The organism is Terriglobia bacterium (assembly GCA_020072845.1).
Taxonomy (GTDB): Bacteria; Acidobacteriota; Terriglobia; order Terriglobales; family Acidobacteriaceae; genus JAIQGF01.
Window position 1 is genome coordinate 107321 of record JAIQGF010000010.1, and the last position, 20442, is coordinate 127762.

A 20442-nucleotide genomic window follows, 5' to 3' on the forward strand; every position below is an offset into this window, starting at 1 on the left:
ATCGCAGCGCAACGGAATCAATACTCACCCACAAGGGAAGCGCCGTACCCGGTCCAGGAGGAATGTCGGTGGAAATTGTCGGAGAGGTGTTACAGCAGGTCCTGACCACGCGCAACGTCTGGAACAGCCGTGGCGACTCGGAAAAGGTGCGCGGCGAAATCAGCTCCGCCTCCTGCGCCAAGCTGCAGGAACTTGTCGGGTTGGTGGATGCGCGGCGAACGCTCGAAGTCGGCTGCGCGACGGGTGTCTCGACGCTGGCGATCCTCTCCAAGCTCGAGCAACTTGGCGGTGACAGGACACACATCGCCATCGACCCCAATCAAACCGGATACGAGTCGGGCTACTCCGGCATTGGCGTCGAAATGGTCCGCCGGGCGGGGCTGCAGCAGCGCTTCACGCTGATCGAAAAACCGAGCCACCTTGGACTTCCCGCGCTGCTGGCGGAAGGCCGCAAATTCGATTTCATCTTCATCGATGGGTGGCACTCGTTCGATTACGCCTTCGTGGATTATTACTATTCCGATCTTCTCCTGAACGACGGCGGGGTCCTGGTCTTCGACGACGTTTGCATGCCTCCCATTCGCCACGTGTGCTGGTTCCTGGAGACCCACAAGCCCTACGATTTCCTGGGCGGGCCGGCCACGCTCAGCACCATGCATCCGTGGTTCAAGGCGACCTATCGGTGGAACCCGGCGAATCAGGTCTGGGGCTCCATCCAGGCCTATCGAAAAAGGAGCAGCAGCCAGGTGCCCTCCGATTTCTTTGAAGCTCCGTTTTACCCGCATTACCGGCTGTACCGATGGTGGTTGCGCCTGCGAGGCTTGCGAATTCGCAACCCGTATTAGCCGCGCGACGGCAGCTAGCTTCCCGCGCTCTCGACGATGCTCACCGGCACTTTCTGCATGTACTGCGCCACCTGGACTTGCCAGCGCAATTCTTGCGTCATGCTGGTTTGCAGCGCAGCCGCAGCCGCCGGTTCACCGTGCACCAGGTAGGTTTGCGACGGCGCTTTCGGAAATGTGTGCAGCCATTCCAGCAGTTCCGGCGTGTCGGCGTGATCGCTGAATTGCTCCAGCGCCGCCACTTGCGCCCGCACCGGGACGATGTCGCCGTACATCTTCACTTCCCTGGCGCCGTTCTTGATGCTGAATCCGCGCGTTCCCAGCGATTGGAATCCGATGAACATCACCAGGTTCCGCGGGTCCGGCAGGCGCTGCGTCAGGTGGTGCAGGATGCGGCCGCCGGTGGCCATGCCGCTGGAGGAGACGATGATCATCGGGTAGTGGCTGTCGTTGATCTTCTTCGAATCCGCCGGCGTGGCGTCGAAATAAAATCCGTCCCAGGTCAGCGGCGAGCCGTAACGCGCGATGAGCTGTTTGGTTTCGTCGCCGAACTCCTCCGTGTGCTTCAGGAAAATGTTGACCGCATGGATGGCCATGGGGCTGTCGGTGTGCACCGGCACGCGCGGGACCTGGCCTGACTCCATCAGCTCCTTCACCATGAACAGCAGCTTTTGCGTGCGCTCGACGGCGAACGCGGGCACGATCACGCAGCCGCCGCGCTGCACCGTTTCACGCACCCGCCGCGCCAGTTCCGGGCGAGGATCGGTGGTGGGATGCAGCCGGTTACCGTACGTCGATTCCATCACCAGCAGGTCGGCGCTCTCGCCCTCCGTCGGACCGGAGTGCACCACGCGCCCGGGAGCGATTTGCGAATCGCGCACGCGGCCGATGTCGCCGGTGAACAACAGCCGCCGCGCGCCCAGCGTGATCTCCACCATGGACGATCCGACAATGTGCGCCGCGCGGACGAAGCGGAACGCGAAGCCGGGCTGCAACTGCTGGGTTTGACCGAAGTCCACCGGGCGAAAGAACTTCATGCAGTCCTCCGCCTCCTGCGAGGTGTACAGCGGCAGCGCGGGCGAGTGCTTGGAGGATTTGCGCTTGTTGTGAAACGCCGCGTCTTCTTCCTGGAGGTGTCCGGAATCGGGGAGCAGGATGGAGCACAAGTCAATCGTCGCCGGCGTGGCGTAGATCGGCCCCTGGAAGCCCTCCTTCACCAGCCGGGGAATCCACCCGGAGTGGTCGAGGTGCGCATGCGTAAGGATCACGGCATCGAGATCGCGCACCGGAATCGGAAGGTCCTGCCAATTGCGCTCGCGCCATTCCTTCTGGCCCTGGAAGAGCCCGCAATCAATCAGCACTTGAATAGCGTCACCGTCGCTGCCGTTCGAGGAAGTGTTGATCAGGTGTTTGGAGCCGGTGACCACGCCCGCAGCGCCGAGAAACTGGATGTAGGCCAAGGAAGCCTCCCGAACAGCGCGATTGTATCTGGAAGTAGCTAGCGATTGGCTGTGCTGGACCAGGACATAATTTACGCCTTCGCCGGGTGGAAGACCTCTTCCCTTCGTTGGAAGAAGGTTTACCGCCCAGGCTGAGATGCGGCCGCTCGTGATTGTAATACCAGAGAAACTCGTCCAATGCCCGGCTGCGCGACTTCATCGTAAACAGCGGCTGGATGTTCAGGCACTCGTCGTCGACGGTGCGGTACTGCGCCGCGGGACGCAGGACACTTTTGTGACCATGCTATGATCCGCTACAGGACAATCAGTATGCCGAACACGCCAGACAAGACCGAAATTGCCAGAAAGCTCGCTGGCGCTCACCGAAAAGTCGAACCGGGAATCAGCCGCATCGTTCGAGTCATCGCTGATCGAGAGCAGGACGCGGGTGAACCGGTGAAGCTTCTGGAGGTCAACCCAGACACGTCGCCGTCGGGTATTGTCCCCATCGCGTTCAGCGCCGATCCGCCACAGATTCCTTTCCCGTCGGTCGTGATCGAAGTTACGGAAGGGGAGTTTGAAAAGATTCGCGCTGGGGCTTTGTCCCTACCGGATGGGTGGCGCCTCGGTGATGAACTCTACCCAGCTCCGGCTTGAGCATGGCAACCTGGAGCGAGGCATTCGCGGCACAGGCTGGTTCGGATCTTGATGTGTATGATTTTCTGACCGCCAGCACACTGCCAAGTAGTCACCGGTTGCACTATCTTCAGATGTGGCTGGAGAAACTCTGCAAGGCGTATTTGTGGATGCCTCAAGCCGGTGCTGATGAGTTGCGAACAAAGCACAACGTTATCGCAAAAGTGCTGCCACGTCTCGTCTCCGAGCACTGGCGCCGCACCGGGTCTGGGGAACGGCGCGATATGACCTCGATTCGAGAACTATGCCGGGAAATAGATCTCCTTCACCCGCAGGTTGACGACAACGGTCGAAGGCCAGATAACGTTGAGTACCCGTGGACAGGGAGTTCTGGCGCAACGGAGGTTCCGGCTCGCTGGAAGTTTTCGCTTGTCAGTAGGCTGCACTCAAACCCCGGACGACTGCTCCTTAAGGCTGCCGTCAGTCTCACGCGCCACCCCGCTGAGTTCATCCAATAAAAGCGGCCCCACCTTGCGATTGCTCCGCGCCCGGGCCGGGCTTCGCCCCGCGCTGAATCTCGTACGGTCCCGCCGGTCGGCTCTACTTTGGCGCGACCGCCATCGCATTATTGTTCATGTTCGATTCTGGCACGCTGCCATCATTCACCACCGCCTCGTTCGGCGTGGTCGGCACCTCGACCCGGTCCACCGCCTTGCTCTTCCCTTTCACCAGCATGCGTTTGGTGCGCTCGCCGCCCTCGGCGCGCACGAATACCGGCACCTCCGCCGCCGCGTCGCCATCGTTGGCCAAAGTAACCGTGACCACATACGTCCCGTTCAGCGTGGTGCGCGGGAAAACGGAATCTACGCGAAAATCGGGAAGCCCGCGATCGCGATAAAGCCAATCGTCGAAAAACCATTCCAGGTCGCGCTTCGCCGCCTGCTCAATCAGGTGCGGCATGTACGCGGTGTCCTTGTCGTCGAGCGCACGGTACTTCTTGAACGCCTGCTGCAGCGCGGCCTCGCCCACCATGTCGCGCAGCATCCACCAGACATACATTGCCTTGACGCGATACACGACCTCGTCAGTGGAGTTGATCAGACCCGGCGCAGCTCGTGTGGCCCTGGTCTCTAGGGTTTGCGGCTCGGAGACTTGCGCCTCCCCGGCTTCCGCGGCCTGCAGTGCCGGCAGGAAGTTTTGCATGTACGCCAGCGCGGCGGCGCGGCCTGCCTGTCGCTCCCGCTCCAGCGCCTGCGCGAAATGCGCCAGGCCCTCTTCGATCCACGGCCGCGGCGAGCTGAACGATGCATGCACCAGCTGGTGCATCATGCGGAGCTGGATGGCGCTGCGGTCGGTCAATTCCAGCGGGGTAAACAGCATCGGGCCGCTTTCAAACGGCAAGTCGCCGATGTCGGGAAGTTGCACCACCTGGACCTTCGTCCTAGGCGCGCCGAACCACTCGCTGGCGAACGGCAAAACTTTTTCCGCCGCCAGCGCATATTCCTGCGCCGCCGGAGCTTGCGGCGAGAGGTGGTACACGTTGGTATCGGGCCGCGTGAGCGCCGCGTACTCGGCCACCGCAAAGGCCGGCACCGTCGTCGCAACCGGCGCAAACGTGTACATCGAGCAGCCCAGGGCGGTCGCCGCATCCTCACCCGCACCCATGGCGTGCCGGGAGACACCTTCAGCCCTGCCGTTCGCGACCGTGGTCAACTCGCTTTCACCCACCCAGCAGAGGTTCACGCGCATGTTTGTATCGTGCTGCGACCTTTTCCAATCATCGAGCGCCGCAAACAGCGAGTTGTCGGACACGCTCGCCGCCGGCAGCGAGACCGGATACCACGCCACGTAGCCGATGCCCCGCACGGCCGTGACCGGCTCCGCCACCTGGTCCCAGTCGCTGTGGGCCGCGGTTTCGGCGGGTACTCCGATGCGCGTCAGCCGGGTGGTGTCCGGCGCAATCTCGCCCGCATAGCCGAGGTCGAGTTCCAGAGTTCCCTTGGGAGGCACCGCGGACGGCAGCGTCACTACGGCTTCGGTGACCGCGCCCGTGTGATCAATGTCGGTGGTGTACGGCCCCGCGACATACTGCAACGGCTTGCCATTCAACTCGATCAGCCGCCAGGTGAGTGACGAGGAAATCTGCAGCGTCAGGTTGCGCTGCGCCGCATTCGAGTCGTTGCGCAGCCGCACCTTGCCGCGCGCGGCGATGGCGTGCCCCTCAGGATCAATGCGAACTTCCAGGTCGTACTGGATAAACGTGAATGCCGTGCGATCAACACCGAAAGCTGAACCACAGAGGGCACAGAGGACACAAAGCAAAAGAGCAAAATCAAAAACCACAGAATGAAAGGCTCTCATTGTGTTTTTCTGTGTTCCTCTGTGTTCTCTGTGGTTGATTGTCTTTTTCTTCGCTGGCGCGCGACTTCATACATCACCACTCCCGCGGCCACCGACACATTCAGAGACGGCACCTGCCCGAGCATCGGGATCTTGACCACGAAATCGCAGTGTTGGCGCACATGCTCGTGCAGGCCCTTGCCTTCGGCGCCGAGCACCAGCGCACAATCCATGTTGTAGTCAATCTCGTCGTACGACCGGTCGCCGCGCTCGTCGAGGCCGACGGTCCACACGTTCTTGCGCTTCAGTTCCTCCACCGTGCGGCTCACGTTGGTGACCTTGGCAATGGGCAAATGTTCCGTGGCCCCCGCCGACGCCTTGGCCACTGTGCCGGTCACACCCGCGGCGCGGCGTTCCGGAATCACGATGCCGTCCGCGCCCGCGGCGTCGGCGGTGCGGATGATCGCACCCAGGTTGTGCGGGTCTTCCACGCCATCGAGCACGACGATGAACGCATACCTGCCGCGGCGCTGCGCCAGCAGATCGTCCACATCGGAGTAGTCTTTTTCCGACGTAACCGCCACCACGCCCTGGTGCGACGGCCCCCCGGCCAACCGGTCCAGGTCCTGCCGCGGCGTGGAACGAACCGCGATCCCTTGCGAGCGACATTCGGCAATGATGCGCTGCACTCGCTGATCGTGCCTCTCGCGCGCCACCGCCACGTACTCGAAGGCGCGCCCGCGTGCCTTCAGCGCCTCGGTCACCGCATTGATGCCGTAGATGACGGCCATCGGTAGAGTCTAGCAGTTGGAATAGCTTTCAGCCGTCAGCGATCAGCCATCAGCCAAACCGGGCTGAAAGCTGAGAGCCGATAGCTGAGAGCTAAATGCTGCTGCTAGACTGGAGTTGTGAACGACGTCTTCATCCTTTCCGCCGCGCGCACGCCGATCGGCAAATTCGGCGGCTCGCTGGCCTCCCTGACCGCTGTCGACATGGGCGTGATCGCCGCCAAGGCCGCGCTCGACCGCGCCGGCGTCAGCCCTGAGCAAGTGGACGAGACGATTTTCGGCAACGCGCGCCAGGCCGGAGGCGGCCCCAATCCCGCGCGCCAAATCTCCATTCGCAGCGGCATGCCGGACTCTGTCCCCGCTTACACCGTCAACCAGGCCTGCGCTTCCGGCATGAAGACCATCGCGCTCGGTTGGCAGGAGATTTCCCACGGCAACCTGGAGTGCGTGCTCGCCGGCGGCACCGAGTCCATGTCGCGCCTGCCCTATTACCTCGACGGCGCCCGTTGGGGCCTGCGCATGGGCAACGCCGAACTGGTGGACGGCATGTATCGCGACGGCTTCCTCTGTCCGATGGCCAAGATGGTGATGGGCGAGACCGCCGAACTTCTGGCGCAGAAATACCAAATCACGCGCGAGGAGCAAGACCAGTTCGCGCTGTGCTCGCAGCAGCGCGCCGAGCGCGCGCTCAACGCCGGGCGCTTCAACGACGAGATCGCGCCCGTGACCATCGAGAGCAAGAAGGGCACGCAGATTGTCACCCGCGACGAGCACCCCTTCCTCGGCGCCACCCTGGAGAAGATGGCCAAGCTGCCGCCGGCCTTCGGCAAGGATGGGACCATCACCGCCGCCAACGCTTCCGGCATCACCGATGGCGCCGCCGCCGTGGTGCTCGCTTCCGAGCGATTCGTGAAGCAGCACAACCTGAAGCCGCTGGCGCGAATCATCGGCGCCACCTCGGCGGGCGTGGACCCGCGCTACATGGGCATCGGTCCAGTGCCCGCGCTGCACAAATTACGCGACAAGTTCGGTGTCGCCCCTGCCGACGCCAGCCTCATCGAGTTGAACGAAGCCTTCGCCGCGCAGGTGCTGGCGTGCGACCGTGAAATCCATTTCGACCGCGACCGCCTCAACGTCAACGGCGGCGCTATCGCGCTCGGCCACCCCATCGGCTGCACCGGCGCGCGGATCACGGTGACGCTCCTCCACGAAATGCTGAAACGACGAGCGCAGCGCGGCATCGCGACGCTGTGCGTCAGCGGCGGAATGGGCATGGCGCTGGCCATTGAGAGCGTTTAACTCCCAATACCCCTTAAACAACAACACCATTTCCGATTGTCGATTGTTGATTGCCGATTGGCCGCGCTCCGGACGAAATCGACAATCGAAAATCGGCAATCGGCAATGGTTTTAGGGCGCACTGTCCGCTGCGCTGGTTGCACCCCGCAACCGGCGCTGTCTATACTGGATTGTCCGTTTGTGGGGGTGTGATGCCTTTATCCGCAGTCATTGTTGATGATGAGCAGCTCGCGCGCGACGAGCTTGCCTTCCTGCTGAAATCCGTGGACGACGTCAATGTCGTCGCCCAGGGCAAGAACGGCGTCGAAGCCGTCAACCTGATCAAGGAACACTCGCCCGACCTCGTTTTCCTCGACGTGCAAATGCCCGGCCTCGACGGCTTCGCGGTCATCAAGAAGCTGATGGACAAGAAAGTTCCGCTGCCGCAGATTGTCTTCGCCACCGCTTACGATCAGTACGCGGTCAAAGCCTTCGAAGTGAACGCCGTGGATTACCTGCTGAAGCCGTTCGACAAAGCGCGCGTGGCGCAATCGGTCAAGAAGGCGAAGGCCAAGGTCGCCTCCGCCGGGGTTCCGGCTGAGCGCCTGGAAACCCTGATCCGCAGCCTGGAAGCCAAGCCGCACCAGCCCGCGAAGATCCTGATCAAGGCCGCCGGACGCCTCTTCCTGGTGGATCAGAAGGACATTTGCTTCGCCTCCATCGAAGACGGCGTAATCACCGTGGTCACCGCCCAGATCGAAGGCCAGTCCAACTGCCGCACGCTGGAGGAGCTTCTGTCCTCGCTCGACCCCAAACTTTTCTGGCGCGCGCATCGCTCCTTCCTGGTGAACATCAACCGCATCCGCGAGGTCGTGCCCTGGTTCAAGAGCTCCTACCAGCTCCGGATGGACGATAAGAAGCAGTCGGAAATTCCCGTCAGCCGCGCCCAAACCAAGCGCCTCCGCGAACTGTTCCGCCTGTAGGACAGTTATCGGTTTTCGGTTGTCGGTTTTCGGTAGGAGGAGAACCGAAATCTCTGCGCGTTCCCTGTGTCCCTGTGTAAAGTCCCTTCGCGACCGATAACCGATAACCGACCACCCAGAACCCGCCTCCTGAAACTCGAAACTGTATAATCTGAGCACCCATGAAAGCCTACGTGTACGTATCGTTCAAGAAGAGTGTGCTCGATCCGCAGGGGAAGACGATTCACGGCGCGCTGCGGAAAATGGGCTATCAGGGCGTATCCGACGTCCGCCAGGGCAAGTATTTCGAGGTGACCCTCGACGGCCTCGACGAAGCGCAAGCCCGCCAGGAGGTGGAGCGCATGGCGCGCGAGGTGCTCACCAACCCGGTCATCGAGGAGTTCCGGTACTCCCTGGAGCCACACTAATTACGTTCGTAACGTGGCGGAATCATATCGATTCACCGGAGAATCCAATTACTATGATCTTGCGGGCTCGAGCTCCAGCCTGGAGCGCATTTCCTGAAGCCTGAAGCCCGAAGCCTGAAGCCTGTTTGTCGAGGGTAATCACGTGTGTGGCATTGTTGGATACGTCGGCAAGAAGCGCGTGGTGCCGGTCATTATTGACGGCTTGCGCCGGCTCGAGTATCGCGGCTACGATTCCGCCGGCATTGCGGTGGCCGGCAACGGCGAAGGCCTCCAGATCCGCCGCGCCGAGGGCAAGCTGCGCAACCTGGAAGAGGTCATCCGCCTCAAGCCGCTTGACGGCACTTACGGCATCGGGCACACCCGCTGGGCCACGCACGGGCGTCCCACCGAGGAAAATGCCCACCCGCACCGCGACTGCACCGGGCACGTCGTCGTCGTGCACAACGGCATCATCGAGAATTACCTCACGCTGAAGAAGAAGCTTTCCGAAGAAGGCCACAAGTTCTCCACCGAAACCGATACCGAGATCATCGCGCACCTGGTCGAGAAGCACCTCAAGCCGCACAACGGCGGCGCGCGTCCCTCGTTGGAAGAGGCCGTGCGCAAGACGGTGAAGGAACTGCACGGCGTGTGGGCGCTCGCCGTGATCTCCGTGGATGAGAAAGACAAGATCGTCGCCGCGCGCAATGGCCCGCCGGCGGTCATCGGGTTGGGCAAGGACGAATACTTTGTCGCCTCCGACGTCCCCGCCATCCTGTATCACACCCGCGACCTGTTCTTCCTCGCCGACGGCGATCTCGCGGTCATCACCCCTGAGGGCGTCCAGCTCAGCGACTTTGACGGCAATCCCATCGTGCGCCAGGTGCAGCACGTCACCTGGGACCCGATCATGGCAGAAAAGGGCGGCTTCAAGCATTTCATGCTCAAGGAAATTTATGAGCAGCCGCGCGCCGTCCGCGACACCACCCTGGGCCGCGTTTCCCTCGACAGCGGCAAGATTTTCCTCGAGGAGATGGAGATCACCGAGGCCGAATTCACCAAGCTGGAAAAGATCAACATCGCCGCCTGTGGCACCAGTTGGCACGCTGCCCAGGCCGGCAAATTCATGATTGAGCGCCTGGCGCGCATCCCGGTGGAAGTGGATTACGCCAGCGAGTGGCGCTATCGCGATCCCATCGTCGCTGCCAACGCGCTGACCTTGCTGATCACGCAATCGGGCGAGACCGCCGACACCATCGCCGCCCAGCGCGAGGCCAGGGCCAAGGGCTCCAAGACGGTGGGCATCTGCAACGTCGTCGGTTCCATGGTCACGCGCGAAGCCAACGGCACCATCTACACCCATGCCGGGCCGGAGATCGGCGTCGCCTCCACCAAGGCGTTCACCGCGCAATTGACGGCGCTGTTCCTGTTCTCGCTCTACCTGGCCAACCTGCGCAACACCATCAGCAAGGATGAAGCGCGCATGTATATCGGGGAACTCGGCAAGATTCCCGGCAAGCTGGAGTCGGTGCTGGCCAAGGAAGAAGAGGCCGAAGACCTGGCCAAGGAATTCCATCGCGCGCAGGATTTCCTCTTCCTCGGACGCGGCATTCATTACCCCATCGCGCTGGAAGGCGCGCTCAAGCTGAAGGAAATTTCCTACATCCACGCCGAAGGCTATCCCGCCGGCGAGATGAAGCACGGCCCCAACGCGCTGATTGACGAAGACCTTCCCGTGGTCATCATGGCCACCTGCGATCCCAAGGACCCGGGCTCGCAGATGCGCTACGAAAAGACGCTCTCCAACCTGAAGGAAGTGAAGGCGCGCAGCGGGCGCGTGATCGCTATCGCCACCGAAGGCGACGAGGACATCCGCGAGGCCGCCGACCATGTGGTGTATGTGCCGCCGGCCCCGGAACTGCTTTCGCCGATTCTCGAAGTCGTGCCGTGCCAGTTGCTGGCGTACCACATCGCCGTGCGCCGCGGCTGCGACGTGGACCAGCCCAGGAACCTGGCAAAATCGGTCACGGTGGAATAAGAGCGATTAGCAATTAGCGATTTAGCTTTTAGGATTTAGACCTTAGGCCCCGGGTCACTCGGGACCGTGACGACGCTCACTGAAACCGAGAGACAGGGCTGCAATACGATACGTCGACCCTTTATGGTGGGCCGGAGCTTCGGTACGGGTCGCCCTCCTCATACCTAGCCTTTCGCCCCGCAAGGACCCGGCCACAGCCCTTTTTCCGTCCGGAGGAGCTTATGAGAGGCTCTCTCACTTCGGCCCGTTCACTCTTCCCCCCAACACTTCAGGCAGCCACAGATCCAAGGTGAAAGGAGGTGAGCGATGCTGTGGTGGACATTGCGACAGCTTAGGTCAGAGAACCTGAACACGCGCGCGACAGCGATCGGAAAGCTGGGCCAATCGGGAGACTCGCGGGCGGTGGAGCCGCTGGCGGCAGCGCTCCTGGATAAGGACTCAATCTTGCGGGAGGCGGCGGCCGAGGCACTCGGCAGGATCGATCCCAACTGGGCCAGGTCTGAAGCTGCCAAGCGAGTGGTTCCAGCCCTAGTAGCGGCACTAAGGAACGAGGACTGTGGCATGCGGCGCGCGGCGGCGGAGATCTTGGGGAAAATAGCCGACACCCGGGCTGTGGAACCGCTGGTGGTAGCACTCAGGGACACGGAGTACCGGGTGCGGCAGGTAGCGGCGGAGACTTTGGGCAGGATCGGCGACTCTCGGGCGTTGGAGCCGCTGATGGCAGGGCTCGGCGACCACGAGTCAGATGTGCGAAAGGCAGCGACGGAGGCACTCGAGCGAATCGACCCGAATTGGGCGAGGTCAAGAGCCGCTAGCCGAGCCGTTCCCATCGTGCTGGAGGCCCTCAACCACAAGAACTCCGCCGTGCGGCAGACCGCGGCGGCAGCCCTGGGGAAGATCGGTGACGCCCGGGCGGTAGAGCCCCTGGTCGCGGCACTGGAGGACAGCGTCTCTGACGTGCGGCGAGAAGCTGCGACAGAACTGGACCGAATCGACCCCGACTGGCGCAGATCCGAAGCTGCCAAGCGGGCCGTTCCCACGCTACTAGAGGCACTCAAGGATAGGGCGAAACAGTGGGCAGCAGCGGAAGTCCTGGGCAGCGTTGGCGACGCCCGGGCGGTCGAACCGCTTATGGGGGTGCTCACTGATCAGCACGCGTACACAGACGCGCGGCAGGCGGCAGCGGAGGCCCTGGCGAAGATTGCCGACAGGCGAGCCGTCGGGTCACTGGTGGCTGTTCTCCCGGACAAGAACAAACACGTGCGGCAGGCCGCGGCTCAGGCACTCGACCAGATCGACCCCAGTTGGGCCAAATCCGAAGCCGCCAAGCAAGCCGTTCCCACGCTGGTGGCAGCACTCGCGTACAACGACTCGAATGTGCAGCTGGCCGCGGCGGAAGCGCTCGGGAAGATTGCCGACGGGCGAGCGGTAGAGCCGCTAGCGGCGGCACTCGGAGACGAGGACTTACACATGCGGCAGGCTGCGGGGGCGGCACTCGACCGAATCGACGCAAACTGGCCGAAGTGCGAAGCCGCCAAGCGAGCCGTTCCCGCGCTGGTGGCGGCGCTCAGGCACAGTGCCGAGGACGCGCGGAAGGGAGCGAGGTCTGCACTGGAACGGATCGACCGGGGCTGGGCCAAATCCGAGGCCGCCAAGCGCGCCGTTCCTACCCTGGTCGCGGCGCTCAAGAGGGACAAGGACGCAGATGTACGCATGCACGCGGCTGCAGTGCTAGGGGAAATCGGCGACGGACGCGCGCTTGGACCGCTGGCAGCGGCAGTCGCGGATGGGTACTCAGACGTGCAGCGGGCAGCGAAGGAGGCCCTGGGCAACCTCGACGATGCGCGGGCCGTGGAGCCGCTGCTCGTTATGCTCAAGGGCGGGGATTGCGAGCTACGGTGCGCAGCGGCCAAGGCCCTTGGGAACATCGGTGACCCGCGGGCCATGGAGCCACTGGTGGCGACACTCAAGGAGAATGACTACGCGCGGCACGAAGCGGTAGAGGCGCTGGTGGAGATCGGGGGCTCCGCCGTAATCGAGACGCTCACGCCCTTGCTTAGTGACCGCGGTCTCAGCTGGATTGTAGCGGGAGCACTTGCTTCACTTGGCTGGCAACCAGCCAATGATGTCCAACGTGCATGGTTAGCTCTGGCAAGAAGAAACTGGGGTGAGCTTGCGAACACGGGGGCCGCCGCTGTGGTGCCGTTGATCAGCGTTCTGCAAATTGAGTCGGTAGGTGCTGGTGAGGACTTTTCAGCTAGGGAGATACCACGGTCAGCCATCGACACGCTGTACGTGGTTCTGACAAGCAGTGCCACAGGTGTGGCCGCAGAAGACCTGCGCCGGGTTGGTGGCCTTAAGGACATACCTGTGTATTCATACCAGTATTATGGCTACAGGGAGTCTGATGACGACCTTGATCGGGACCACTGCGAGAGAGTTGAAATCGAAGCAGAGCGCCCTATTGATTGCTCACGAGTAAGGGATCTCGCCCGGCAGGAGCTAGGAAGGCGTGGGCTAGAAGTCTGACTGTGGCGAGACTGGCGGCTAGCGTTGGCGGTGTCTTAAGAAAGGGGAAAAAGGCTTGGTAGCGCTAGAGCGATTAGCTCTTAGGATTTAGACCGTAGGCCCCGGCGCCCTCGCCGGGGCTTTTGTTTGTGGGCCACGAAATCTGTGCCGGCGCGGGCGCCCCCGCCCGCGGCTCGATTCCGGTCTGGCTAACCGCTGACAGCTAATTGCCAATAGCCCGCTGTTCGTGAAACGAACAGCGCAGCGCGATAATCAAACCAGATAGATGAACCCCCAACGCCAGCTCCTCACTGCCCGCCTGGTGCGCTCCGTCCCGCTCACCAGCGAGACCAGGCACCTGGAATTCGCGGTCGAAGAAGTTCCCCGCTTCGACTTCACCGCCGGGCAATTCGTTTCCATGAAGGAGCCGCACGACGGCCGCGAGATCACGCGCGCCTACTCCATCGCCTCGCCGCCGCGCGGCAACAACACCTTCGACCTCTGCCTGAACCGCGTCTCCGAGGGCTTCTTCTCCAACTTCCTGTGCGATCTTCCCGAGGGAGAAGCCGTCCCCTTCCACGGCCCGCACGGCTATTTCGTGCTCAAGAACCCGGTGCGCGATTCCCTGTTTATCGGCACCGGCACCGGCATTGCGCCGCTGCGCGGCATGTTGCAGTGGCTGTTTGCCGAGGAATCGCGCCATCGCGGCCGCGAGTTCTGGCTGGTGTTCGGCGTGCGCTACCAGGCCGACCTCTACTACAACGACGAATTCCTGCAACTGGCGCGCGAGCACCCCAACTTCCACTACATTCCCACGCTGAGCCGCGAAAACCCGGGCTGGACGGGTGCCCGCGGCTACGTGCAGGAGCACGTCCGCCGGCTCGCCCAGGGCCGCACCGGCATGGACGCCTACATTTGCGGGTTAAAGGACATGGTGCTGGCTAACCGCGATCTGCTGAAAGAATTGGGGTGGGACAGGAAGTCGATTCTGTACGAAAGATTTGATTGAGCCTTCTTGGGTAGTGGGTAGTCGGTAATCTCTTCGCCTTTGCCTATCGACTCACCGATCATCATGCATACCATAGGCCCGATCAGCTCTCGCCCGTTCTTCCCGATCAATTTTCTCCCGCTCTTCCGCGCTCAGTACCCACGCCTCATGCATGTGACTCATGACGCGCTGTCCCACCAGGCAGAGCACGCCGATCATCATGAAGAACGCGCCCGCAATTCCCATGGCGAGTTGGTCCACGATGGATGCGCTGTGCTGCCCCCTGGCAAAGATCACGATCGCCGCCCCACCGATCAGGCACACCGCTGCCAGCAGAATCCACAACCATGACTCTTTGCGCGTCAGGTGCGTCTCTTCCACGTGCAGCGCACGCCCGGCCAGGAATGCGGCTGCCCCCGCCATCATGAGGAACGAGGAAGCCATCCCGTATTTCAGCGCCGCGTGATCCAGCGAGGCCAATCCGTACCGCCCGAAGGTGTACGCCAGCAACAGCCCGCCCAGAACGCCCACGAACAAGCCCAACGCCTGCCACAACCGCGCTTCCCAAGGTCTGGACATGCCGTCCCTCCCGGAGTGACGTGAGTTTAGTACTGCTTGCGCTCGCGATGCCAGTGGTTTTATGGAGTCCCGAGTCCCACGTTGCGAGTCCGCAGCCGCGACTTCCCGGCGCGACTAGCCTCTAGCTCTTGGGCGCTTGCCCCCACCCCTCGCGACTAAATGCAACGTCCTCCGTTCCCACCTCATCTAACAACTTGACAACATTACACTCAAGTATTATATTGCTCGGGTTATAAATAGAGTTGTCGTAAGCAAGTGCACTGTTTTAAACGACTTAAGCAGTAGGAGGCAGGCTCCCATGGGAAAAATTATCGGCATTGACTTGGGTACCACCAACTCCGTGGTGGCGGTCATGGAAGGCGGCGAACCCAAGGTTATCGCCAACGAGGAAGGCGGTCGCACCACGCCCTCGGTCGTCGGCTTTAACAAGACCGGCGAGCGGTTGGTCGGCCAGGTTGCCAAGCGCCAGGCGATCACCAACCCGGAAAACACGATTTATTCGATCAAGCGGTTCATGGGGCGCCGCTATGACGAAGTCAACGAAGAAATGAAGATGGTTCCCTACAAGGTCGTCCGTGCCGGCGACCACGTGGCCGTGGTGGCGCAGGCCAAGGAATATACCCCGCCCGAGATCTCGGCCATGATTCTCGGCAAGCTCAGGAAGGCGGCCGAGGACTACCTGGGCGGCGCCGTCACCGATGCGGTCATTACCGTGCCGGCGTACTTCAATGACGCGCAGCGCCAGGCGACCAAGGACGCAGGCCGCGTCGCCGGCCTTGAGGTCAAGCGCATCATCAACGAGCCTACCGCCGCCGCGCTCGCCTACGGTTTGGACAAGAAGAAGGACGAGACCATTGCGGTCTACGACTTTGGCGGCGGCACCTTCGATATTTCCATTCTCGAAGTCGGCGAAGGCGTGATCGAGGTCAAAGCCACCAACGGCGACACTCACCTCGGCGGCGACAACATCGACCAGCGCATCGTGGAATGGCTGATTGACGAGTTCCGCAAGAAGGAAGGCCTCAACCTGCGCGACAAGGGCAACGAGATGGCGCTGCAGCGTCTGCGCGACGCCGCCGAGCGCGCCAAGATCGAACTCTCCACCACCATGGAGACCGAGATCAACCTGCCCTTCATCACCGCCGACGCCAGCGGACCCAAGCACCTGGTCGAGCGGCTGACGCGCGCCAGACTGGAATCCATGGTGGAAGACATCATTCAGCGCTCTGCCGGCCCCTGCAAGCAGTGCATGAAGGACTCCGGCATTGACCCCAGCAAGATCAACGAAGTGGTGCTGGTCGGCGGCCAGACGCGCATGCCGCGCATCCAGGCGCTGGTGAAAGAGCTGTTCGGCAGAGAGCCGCACAAGGGCGTCAACCCGGATGAAGTGGTGGCGGTGGGCGCGGCCATCCAGGGCGGCGTGCTCGGCGGCGAAGTCAAGGACCTGCTGCTGCTCGACGTCACCCCGCTGACGCTGGCCATCGAGACCCTGGGCGGCGTGGCGACGCCCATGATCCCGCGCAATACCACCATCCCGACGCGCAAGACGGAGACTTTCTCCACCGCGGCGGACAGCCAGACCTCGGTCGAGGTGCACGTGCTGCAGGGCGAACGGCCGCTGGCGCGCGACGATCGCACCCTCGGCAAATTTCACCTGACCGGCATTCCGCCGGCGCCGCGCGGCGTGCCGCAGATCGAAGTGACGTTCGACATTGACGCCAACGGCATCCTCAACGTCACCGCCAAGGACATGGCCACGCAGAAGGACCAGAAGATCACCATCACGTCGTCTTCCGGCCTGAGCAAGGAAGAAGTCGACCGCATGGCCAAGGAAGCCGACGCGCACTCCGCCGAGGACAAGACCAAGCGCGAGGAGATCGAGGCGCGCAACCAGCTCGACTCGCTGGTTTACAACGTCGACAAGATGCTGCGCGAGCACGGCGACAAGATCTCCGGCAGCGAGCGCGGCGATGTCGAAAGCGCTGTCGCCGACGCCAAGAAGGCGCTGGAAGGCAGCGACGCCAAGGCTATGAACGCAGCCAAGGATCGCCTTACCCAGGCGTCGCATAAGCTGGCGGAGGCGATGTATCGCCAGGCGCAGCCGCCAGGCGGCGCGGCCGGCGCCGGCCCGCAGCCCGGCGGTCCGCAGCCCGGCGGCAACGGCGACGCCGGTACCGAGGCCAAGAAGAAGGACGAAGGCGTCATTGACGCCGAGTACGTGGACGTGGACGAGAAGAAATAAGCAAAAGCGTTATCGGTTGTCGGTTCTCGGTTATCGGTTCCCATGTCCGGGTTACCGACAACCGAAAACCGTAAACCGAGAACATTTCTCGAACTAGAAAGGGTCCAGAGGGTACACACAGTGCACTTCGAAGTTAACCAACAACCGTATTTCCTGAATTTCATCCCCGAGGAAGGCCGCTGGTTTCTGTTCAAGGCAACGCGCTCGGGGATCGAGGCCGTACCGGTCGTCAATGACGACGAGGCCCCTCTGTTCCCCGACGAGATCGAAGTCGATTCCGACCCGGAGGTCGTGAACTAAACGTAATTGACCACCTGAAGATCTATGGCGACGGCGACGAAAAACTATTACGAAACTCTGGGCGTGAAGAAAAGCGCCTCCACCGAAGAGATTCGTAAGGCGTTTCGCAAGCTGGCGCGCAAGTACCATCCCGACGTCAATCCCGGCGACAAGGCGGCGGAAGAAAAATTCAAGCTGCTCTCGGAAGCCAACGACGTCCTCAGCGATCCCAAGAAGCGCAAGATCTACGACCAGCTCGGCTACTACTCGGACAACATCGATCCGGCGGCGGCCGAGGCCTACGCGCGCAGCGGCGGAGGATTCGGGGGTCCGCCTCCGGGCGGTCGCGGCGGCCAGGAAGTTCCGTTCGATTTCAGCGGCTTCGATTTTTCCGATTTGTTCGAAGCTGGCGGCGCGCAACAACAGCCGCGGCGCGGCGGCGGGTTCCGCGACATTTTCTCCAGCATGTTCAGCGGCGGACGCGGCGGCGCGGCCGTCGAGGAGCAGCCCGAGCCGGGCACCGACCTGGAATACCAGGTCAGCGTCGGCTTCTGGCAGGCCATCCGCGGCGCCGTCATGCGCCTGAACATCACCCGCCACGATAGCTGCGGCAACTGCCACGGGCGCGGCTACATCGAGTCGCCCGGCGTCTGCCCCGAATGCAAGGGCTCGGGCCACATCCAGCAGACCAGCGGGCGCATGAAATTCAACAGCGTTTGCCCGCGCTGCGGCGGCACCGGAAAGTTGCGCACGGTGTGCCACGTCTGCGGCGGAGAGGGCGTGGTGCAGCGCACCGAACCGCTCGAGGTGCGCATCAAGGCGGGTACGCGCGACGGACAGCGCGTCCGCCTGGCCGGCAAAGGCAACGCCGGACCGCACGGCGGGCCTCCGGGCGATCTCTACATCATCGTGCGCGCCGGCGATCATCCCGTCTTCCATCGCGACGGCGACAATATCAACGTGGCGGTGCCCGTCACCGTCACCGAAGCCGCCATGGGCGCCAAGATCGAAGTGCCGACGATTGACGGCCGCGCGCTGCTGCGCATTCCGCCCGGCACGCAGAGCGGCCAGAAGCTGCGCCTGCGCGAGAAGGGCGTGCCGTCGGCGACCAAGGACGGCGCGCGCGGCGACGAGATCGTCGAGGTCAAGATCGCTGTGCCCATGCCGCACGACGAAAAGACAAAAGAATTGTTGCGCGAGTTGGCAAAGCTGAACCCGGAAGATCCGCGGGCGGAGCTGTGGAAACAGGTTTAACCAATCTGTTTGTGCAAGAGGAGACGACAATGGAATCCGATCGGCATCCGCTGAGCGCGTGGATTGTCCTGCGGGTGTTCGCCGCGTATGTCGTGACGCTGGTCGGCCTGGCCATGCTGTTCGGCAGGACCGATATGTCGATGTTCCTGGGAGCGGTGTTCGCCTCGGTCGGCTTGACGTTTTTGAGTTTGCTGTGGTTTTACAGCCGCTAGCGCCGTTTGACCCGCGGGCTAAGTTGTGGAAACAGGGTGACCTATGTGTGTGATGTGGCTTGAGCTGTTCTATGAAGCGCAGACTGCCTTAGCGGAGCTCCATAGATTGCGGAGGTCAACTGGTTGGGCCGACAAATCTCCTGAACGCGAGCAACGCCTGGCCGAGTTACGGGATAGAAAAGATGCTGCAGCCCGCAGGCTTCTCGAACATGAGGAGCGCGACGGCTGCAGGCCCTCGGAAAGAGAAAAGAAGGATCTGCTGCTTCAATGGCGCCAGATTCAGAAGGAATTGTCGGTCCGAGCAACCGGTCGCTGAAAGAGATGATGGCTAAACGCAGAGGCAAAGGTGCTTACATGATCTCCGCCGTCGCGGAGATGTACGGCATTCATCCGCAAACTTTGCGCCTCTACGAGCGCGAGGGGCTGCTGAAGCCGTCGCGCACCGAGGGCAACACCCGCCTCTACACCGACGACGACCTGCAGCGCCTGGAGATCATCCTTTCGCTCGCCCGCGATCTCGGCGTCAACATCAGCGGGATCAGCATCATCCTCGACATGCGGGCGCGCATGGAGGAAATGCAGCGCCAGATGCACGAGTTCCTCACCCACTTCCAGCAGGAGATGCTGGCGCACATGACCCAGGCCGACGCCTCCAAGGGGGCGCTCATCCCGGTCCGCCGCGTTCCCATCGCGCCGGCTCCATCCAATAACAAGGAAAGGAAATAGCTCAGGGGACCCGCAGAGACACAATTGTTCTACGTAGAACATTTGTGCAAGCTGTGGAAATTGTGGAAATCTACTGCGCCGCCGCTTCTTTTACTTTTCCAGGTAGTACTGCACGGAGGTGACGACGCGCACCGTTTTCATCAGGCTGCTGTCGGCGGAATTGTCGTAAACATTTTCGCCGCCTTCCCCGGTGCCGCTGGCCTGGTTCGCCGCCAAGATCGAGAACACGCCCTGGTTCGCCTGCCGGATGGATCCGACCTTGCTGCCGGAATCTGAGGCGAAGCGATCGGCGGCGGCGCGGGCGTTGCGGGTCGCTTCCGTGATCATGTCGGGCTTAATGGAATTCAGCTTGGTGAACTTGTACGCCAAGGATTGCCGGTCGCTGTTGAGCACAATTCCCTTCTGCAGCAACTGCATGGTTTTCTGCGCGGCGCTGGCGACCACGTCCACGCGCGACGTGGTCACGGTGATTTGCTGTTCGACAATGTAGCGATGCGGATTCTTCGTGCCACTGCCGTACTCGTTCGCCTGCGTGTCCACCACGCGGACCATGCCGAGTTCGATTTCCGACGACTGGATGCCCTGCTGATCCAGAAACTGGAGGATCGCCTTCTTGTCCGCCTCGGTTTTGGCGTACAGCGCGGCCAGGTCATCGCCGGCTTCCTTGTACTTGATCGGCCACACCGCGAGATCGGACTTCACCGTGCGTTCCACCAGGCCTTTCACCGTCACGTAGCGGTCGCTCAGCCGCGTCGCCTTGATCTGCGCTCCGAGAATCCAACCGCCGATGATCAGGCCAACTGCAATGAACAATCCGAGCGGCGCGTTTCCAGCATTCGTTCTATCAGCGCTGTTCATCTGTGTACCCTGCAGGGCGGACACATTGTCTGTCTCGCTCGAAATGATTTGCCGGGGGCGCTCAGT

The 20442-nt window shown here is 62.2% G+C and carries 18 protein-coding genes and 1 pseudogene; 13 read left to right on the forward strand and 6 right to left on the reverse strand.

Features of this window, described 5'->3' with window-relative positions; genetic code table 11:
• The first annotated feature begins 68 nt into the window (after positions 1-68).
• Positions 69-845, forward strand: coding sequence for a class I SAM-dependent methyltransferase (locus LAN70_11290; protein MBZ5511738.1), 777 nt, complete (start codon positions 69-71; stop codon positions 843-845).
• A gap of 14 nt (positions 846-859) precedes the next feature.
• Here the strand turns inward: LAN70_11290 and LAN70_11295 are convergent, their stop codons facing one another.
• Both LAN70_11295 and LAN70_11300 read right to left on the reverse strand, forming a co-directional pair.
• On the reverse strand, positions 860-2302 hold the full coding sequence (locus LAN70_11295; GenBank protein ID MBZ5511739.1) for an MBL fold metallo-hydrolase: 1443 nt from the start codon (positions 2300-2302) through the stop codon (positions 860-862).
• 115 nt (positions 2303-2417) lie between these two features.
• Positions 2418-2567, reverse strand: a pseudogene (locus tag LAN70_11300) (integrase core domain-containing protein).
• 44 nt (positions 2568-2611) lie between these two features.
• Between LAN70_11300 and LAN70_11305 the strand changes: the two are divergent.
• On the forward strand, positions 2612-2938 hold the full coding sequence (locus LAN70_11305) for a hypothetical protein (protein MBZ5511740.1): 327 nt from the start codon (positions 2612-2614) through the stop codon (positions 2936-2938).
• A 579-nt stretch (positions 2939-3517) separates the two neighbouring features.
• Here LAN70_11305 and LAN70_11310 read toward each other — a convergent pair.
• Positions 3518-5239 carry a hypothetical protein gene (locus LAN70_11310; GenBank protein ID MBZ5511741.1) on the reverse strand — a complete coding sequence of 574 codons (1722 nt, stop codon included), beginning with the start codon at positions 5237-5239 and terminating at the stop codon, positions 3518-3520.
• A 35-nt stretch (positions 5240-5274) separates the two neighbouring features.
• A complete protein-coding gene (gene rlmB, locus LAN70_11315; GenBank protein MBZ5511742.1) occupies positions 5275-6048 on the reverse strand; it encodes a 23S rRNA (guanosine(2251)-2'-O)-methyltransferase RlmB in 774 nt (257 codons plus the stop codon).
• Positions 6049-6165: 117 nt separating this feature from the next.
• On the opposite strand from rlmB, the gene LAN70_11320 reads away from it, so the two are divergent.
• The 6 genes from LAN70_11320 to LAN70_11345 all read left to right on the forward strand — a co-directional run bounded on the left by LAN70_11320 (position 6166) and on the right by LAN70_11345 (position 14247).
• Entirely contained in the window at positions 6166-7344 is a 1179-nt protein-coding gene (locus tag LAN70_11320; GenBank protein MBZ5511743.1) for an acetyl-CoA C-acetyltransferase, read from the forward strand.
• A 191-nt stretch (positions 7345-7535) separates the two neighbouring features.
• Positions 7536-8306, forward strand: coding sequence for a LytTR family DNA-binding domain-containing protein (locus tag LAN70_11325; GenBank protein MBZ5511744.1), 771 nt, complete (start codon positions 7536-7538; stop codon positions 8304-8306).
• Positions 8307-8467: 161 nt separating this feature from the next.
• Positions 8468-8713 carry a phosphoribosylformylglycinamidine synthase subunit PurS gene (gene purS, locus LAN70_11330; protein ID MBZ5511745.1) on the forward strand — a complete coding sequence of 82 codons (246 nt, stop codon included), beginning with the start codon at positions 8468-8470 and terminating at the stop codon, positions 8711-8713.
• 142 nt (positions 8714-8855) lie between these two features.
• A complete protein-coding gene (glmS, locus tag LAN70_11335) occupies positions 8856-10730 on the forward strand; it encodes a glutamine--fructose-6-phosphate transaminase (isomerizing) (protein ID MBZ5511746.1) in 1875 nt (624 codons plus the stop codon).
• 306 nt (positions 10731-11036) lie between these two features.
• Complete coding sequence (locus LAN70_11340) at positions 11037-13259, forward strand: HEAT repeat domain-containing protein (GenBank protein ID MBZ5511747.1); 2223 nt, start codon at positions 11037-11039, stop codon at positions 13257-13259.
• A gap of 265 nt (positions 13260-13524) precedes the next feature.
• Positions 13525-14247 (forward strand): FAD-dependent oxidoreductase, encoded by a 723-nt coding sequence (locus LAN70_11345; protein MBZ5511748.1) that lies wholly within the window; start codon positions 13525-13527, stop codon positions 14245-14247.
• A gap of 51 nt (positions 14248-14298) precedes the next feature.
• On the opposite strand, the gene LAN70_11350 is transcribed toward LAN70_11345, so the two are convergent.
• Positions 14299-14805 (reverse strand): hypothetical protein, encoded by a 507-nt coding sequence (locus tag LAN70_11350; GenBank protein ID MBZ5511749.1) that lies wholly within the window; start codon positions 14803-14805, stop codon positions 14299-14301.
• A 298-nt stretch (positions 14806-15103) separates the two neighbouring features.
• Here LAN70_11350 and dnaK point away from each other — a divergent pair, with 298 nt between their 5' ends.
• From dnaK to LAN70_11375, 5 genes are all read left to right on the forward strand, one after another.
• Positions 15104-17047, forward strand: a complete 1944-nt coding sequence (gene dnaK / locus LAN70_11355) for a molecular chaperone DnaK (protein MBZ5511750.1) — start codon at positions 15104-15106, stop codon at positions 17045-17047.
• 120 nt (positions 17048-17167) lie between these two features.
• A complete protein-coding gene (locus LAN70_11360; protein ID MBZ5511751.1) occupies positions 17168-17347 on the forward strand; it encodes a hypothetical protein in 180 nt (59 codons plus the stop codon).
• A 24-nt stretch (positions 17348-17371) separates the two neighbouring features.
• Entirely contained in the window at positions 17372-18580 is a 1209-nt protein-coding gene (locus LAN70_11365) for a J domain-containing protein (protein ID MBZ5511752.1), read from the forward strand.
• Positions 18581-18609: 29 nt separating this feature from the next.
• Positions 18610-18792, forward strand: a complete 183-nt coding sequence (locus LAN70_11370) for a hypothetical protein (GenBank protein ID MBZ5511753.1) — start codon at positions 18610-18612, stop codon at positions 18790-18792.
• Positions 18793-19113: 321 nt separating this feature from the next.
• A complete protein-coding gene (locus tag LAN70_11375) occupies positions 19114-19518 on the forward strand; it encodes a helix-turn-helix transcriptional regulator (GenBank protein MBZ5511754.1) in 405 nt (134 codons plus the stop codon).
• A gap of 90 nt (positions 19519-19608) precedes the next feature.
• Here the strand turns inward: LAN70_11375 and LAN70_11380 are convergent, their stop codons facing one another.
• Positions 19609-20325, reverse strand: coding sequence for an SIMPL domain-containing protein (locus tag LAN70_11380; GenBank protein MBZ5511755.1), 717 nt, complete (start codon positions 20323-20325; stop codon positions 19609-19611).
• Positions 20326-20442: the final 117 nt, after the last annotated feature.

Excerpts from the sequence above, each read along its gene's own strand:
- LAN70_11345 (MBZ5511748.1), top strand. The coding sequence starts at position 13,525 with ATGAACCCCCAACGCCAGCTCCTCACTGCCCGCCTGGTGCGCTCCGTC.
- LAN70_11375 (MBZ5511754.1), top strand. The coding sequence starts at position 19,114 with ATGATGGCTAAACGCAGAGGCAAAGGTGCTTACATGATCTCCGCCGTC.
- LAN70_11340 (MBZ5511747.1), top strand. The coding sequence starts at position 11,037 with ATGCTGTGGTGGACATTGCGACAGCTTAGGTCAGAGAACCTGAACACG.
- LAN70_11305 (MBZ5511740.1), top strand. The coding sequence starts at position 2,612 with ATGCCGAACACGCCAGACAAGACCGAAATTGCCAGAAAGCTCGCTGGC.
- LAN70_11365 (MBZ5511752.1), top strand. The coding sequence starts at position 17,372 with ATGGCGACGGCGACGAAAAACTATTACGAAACTCTGGGCGTGAAGAAA.
- LAN70_11325 (MBZ5511744.1), top strand. The coding sequence starts at position 7,536 with ATGCCTTTATCCGCAGTCATTGTTGATGATGAGCAGCTCGCGCGCGAC.
- purS (MBZ5511745.1), top strand. The coding sequence starts at position 8,468 with ATGAAAGCCTACGTGTACGTATCGTTCAAGAAGAGTGTGCTCGATCCG.
- dnaK (MBZ5511750.1), top strand. The coding sequence starts at position 15,104 with ATGGGAAAAATTATCGGCATTGACTTGGGTACCACCAACTCCGTGGTG.
- rlmB (MBZ5511742.1), bottom strand. The coding sequence starts at position 6,048 with ATGGCCGTCATCTACGGCATCAATGCGGTGACCGAGGCGCTGAAGGCA.
- LAN70_11370 (MBZ5511753.1), top strand. The coding sequence starts at position 18,610 with ATGGAATCCGATCGGCATCCGCTGAGCGCGTGGATTGTCCTGCGGGTG.
- LAN70_11350 (MBZ5511749.1), bottom strand. The coding sequence starts at position 14,805 with ATGTCCAGACCTTGGGAAGCGCGGTTGTGGCAGGCGTTGGGCTTGTTC.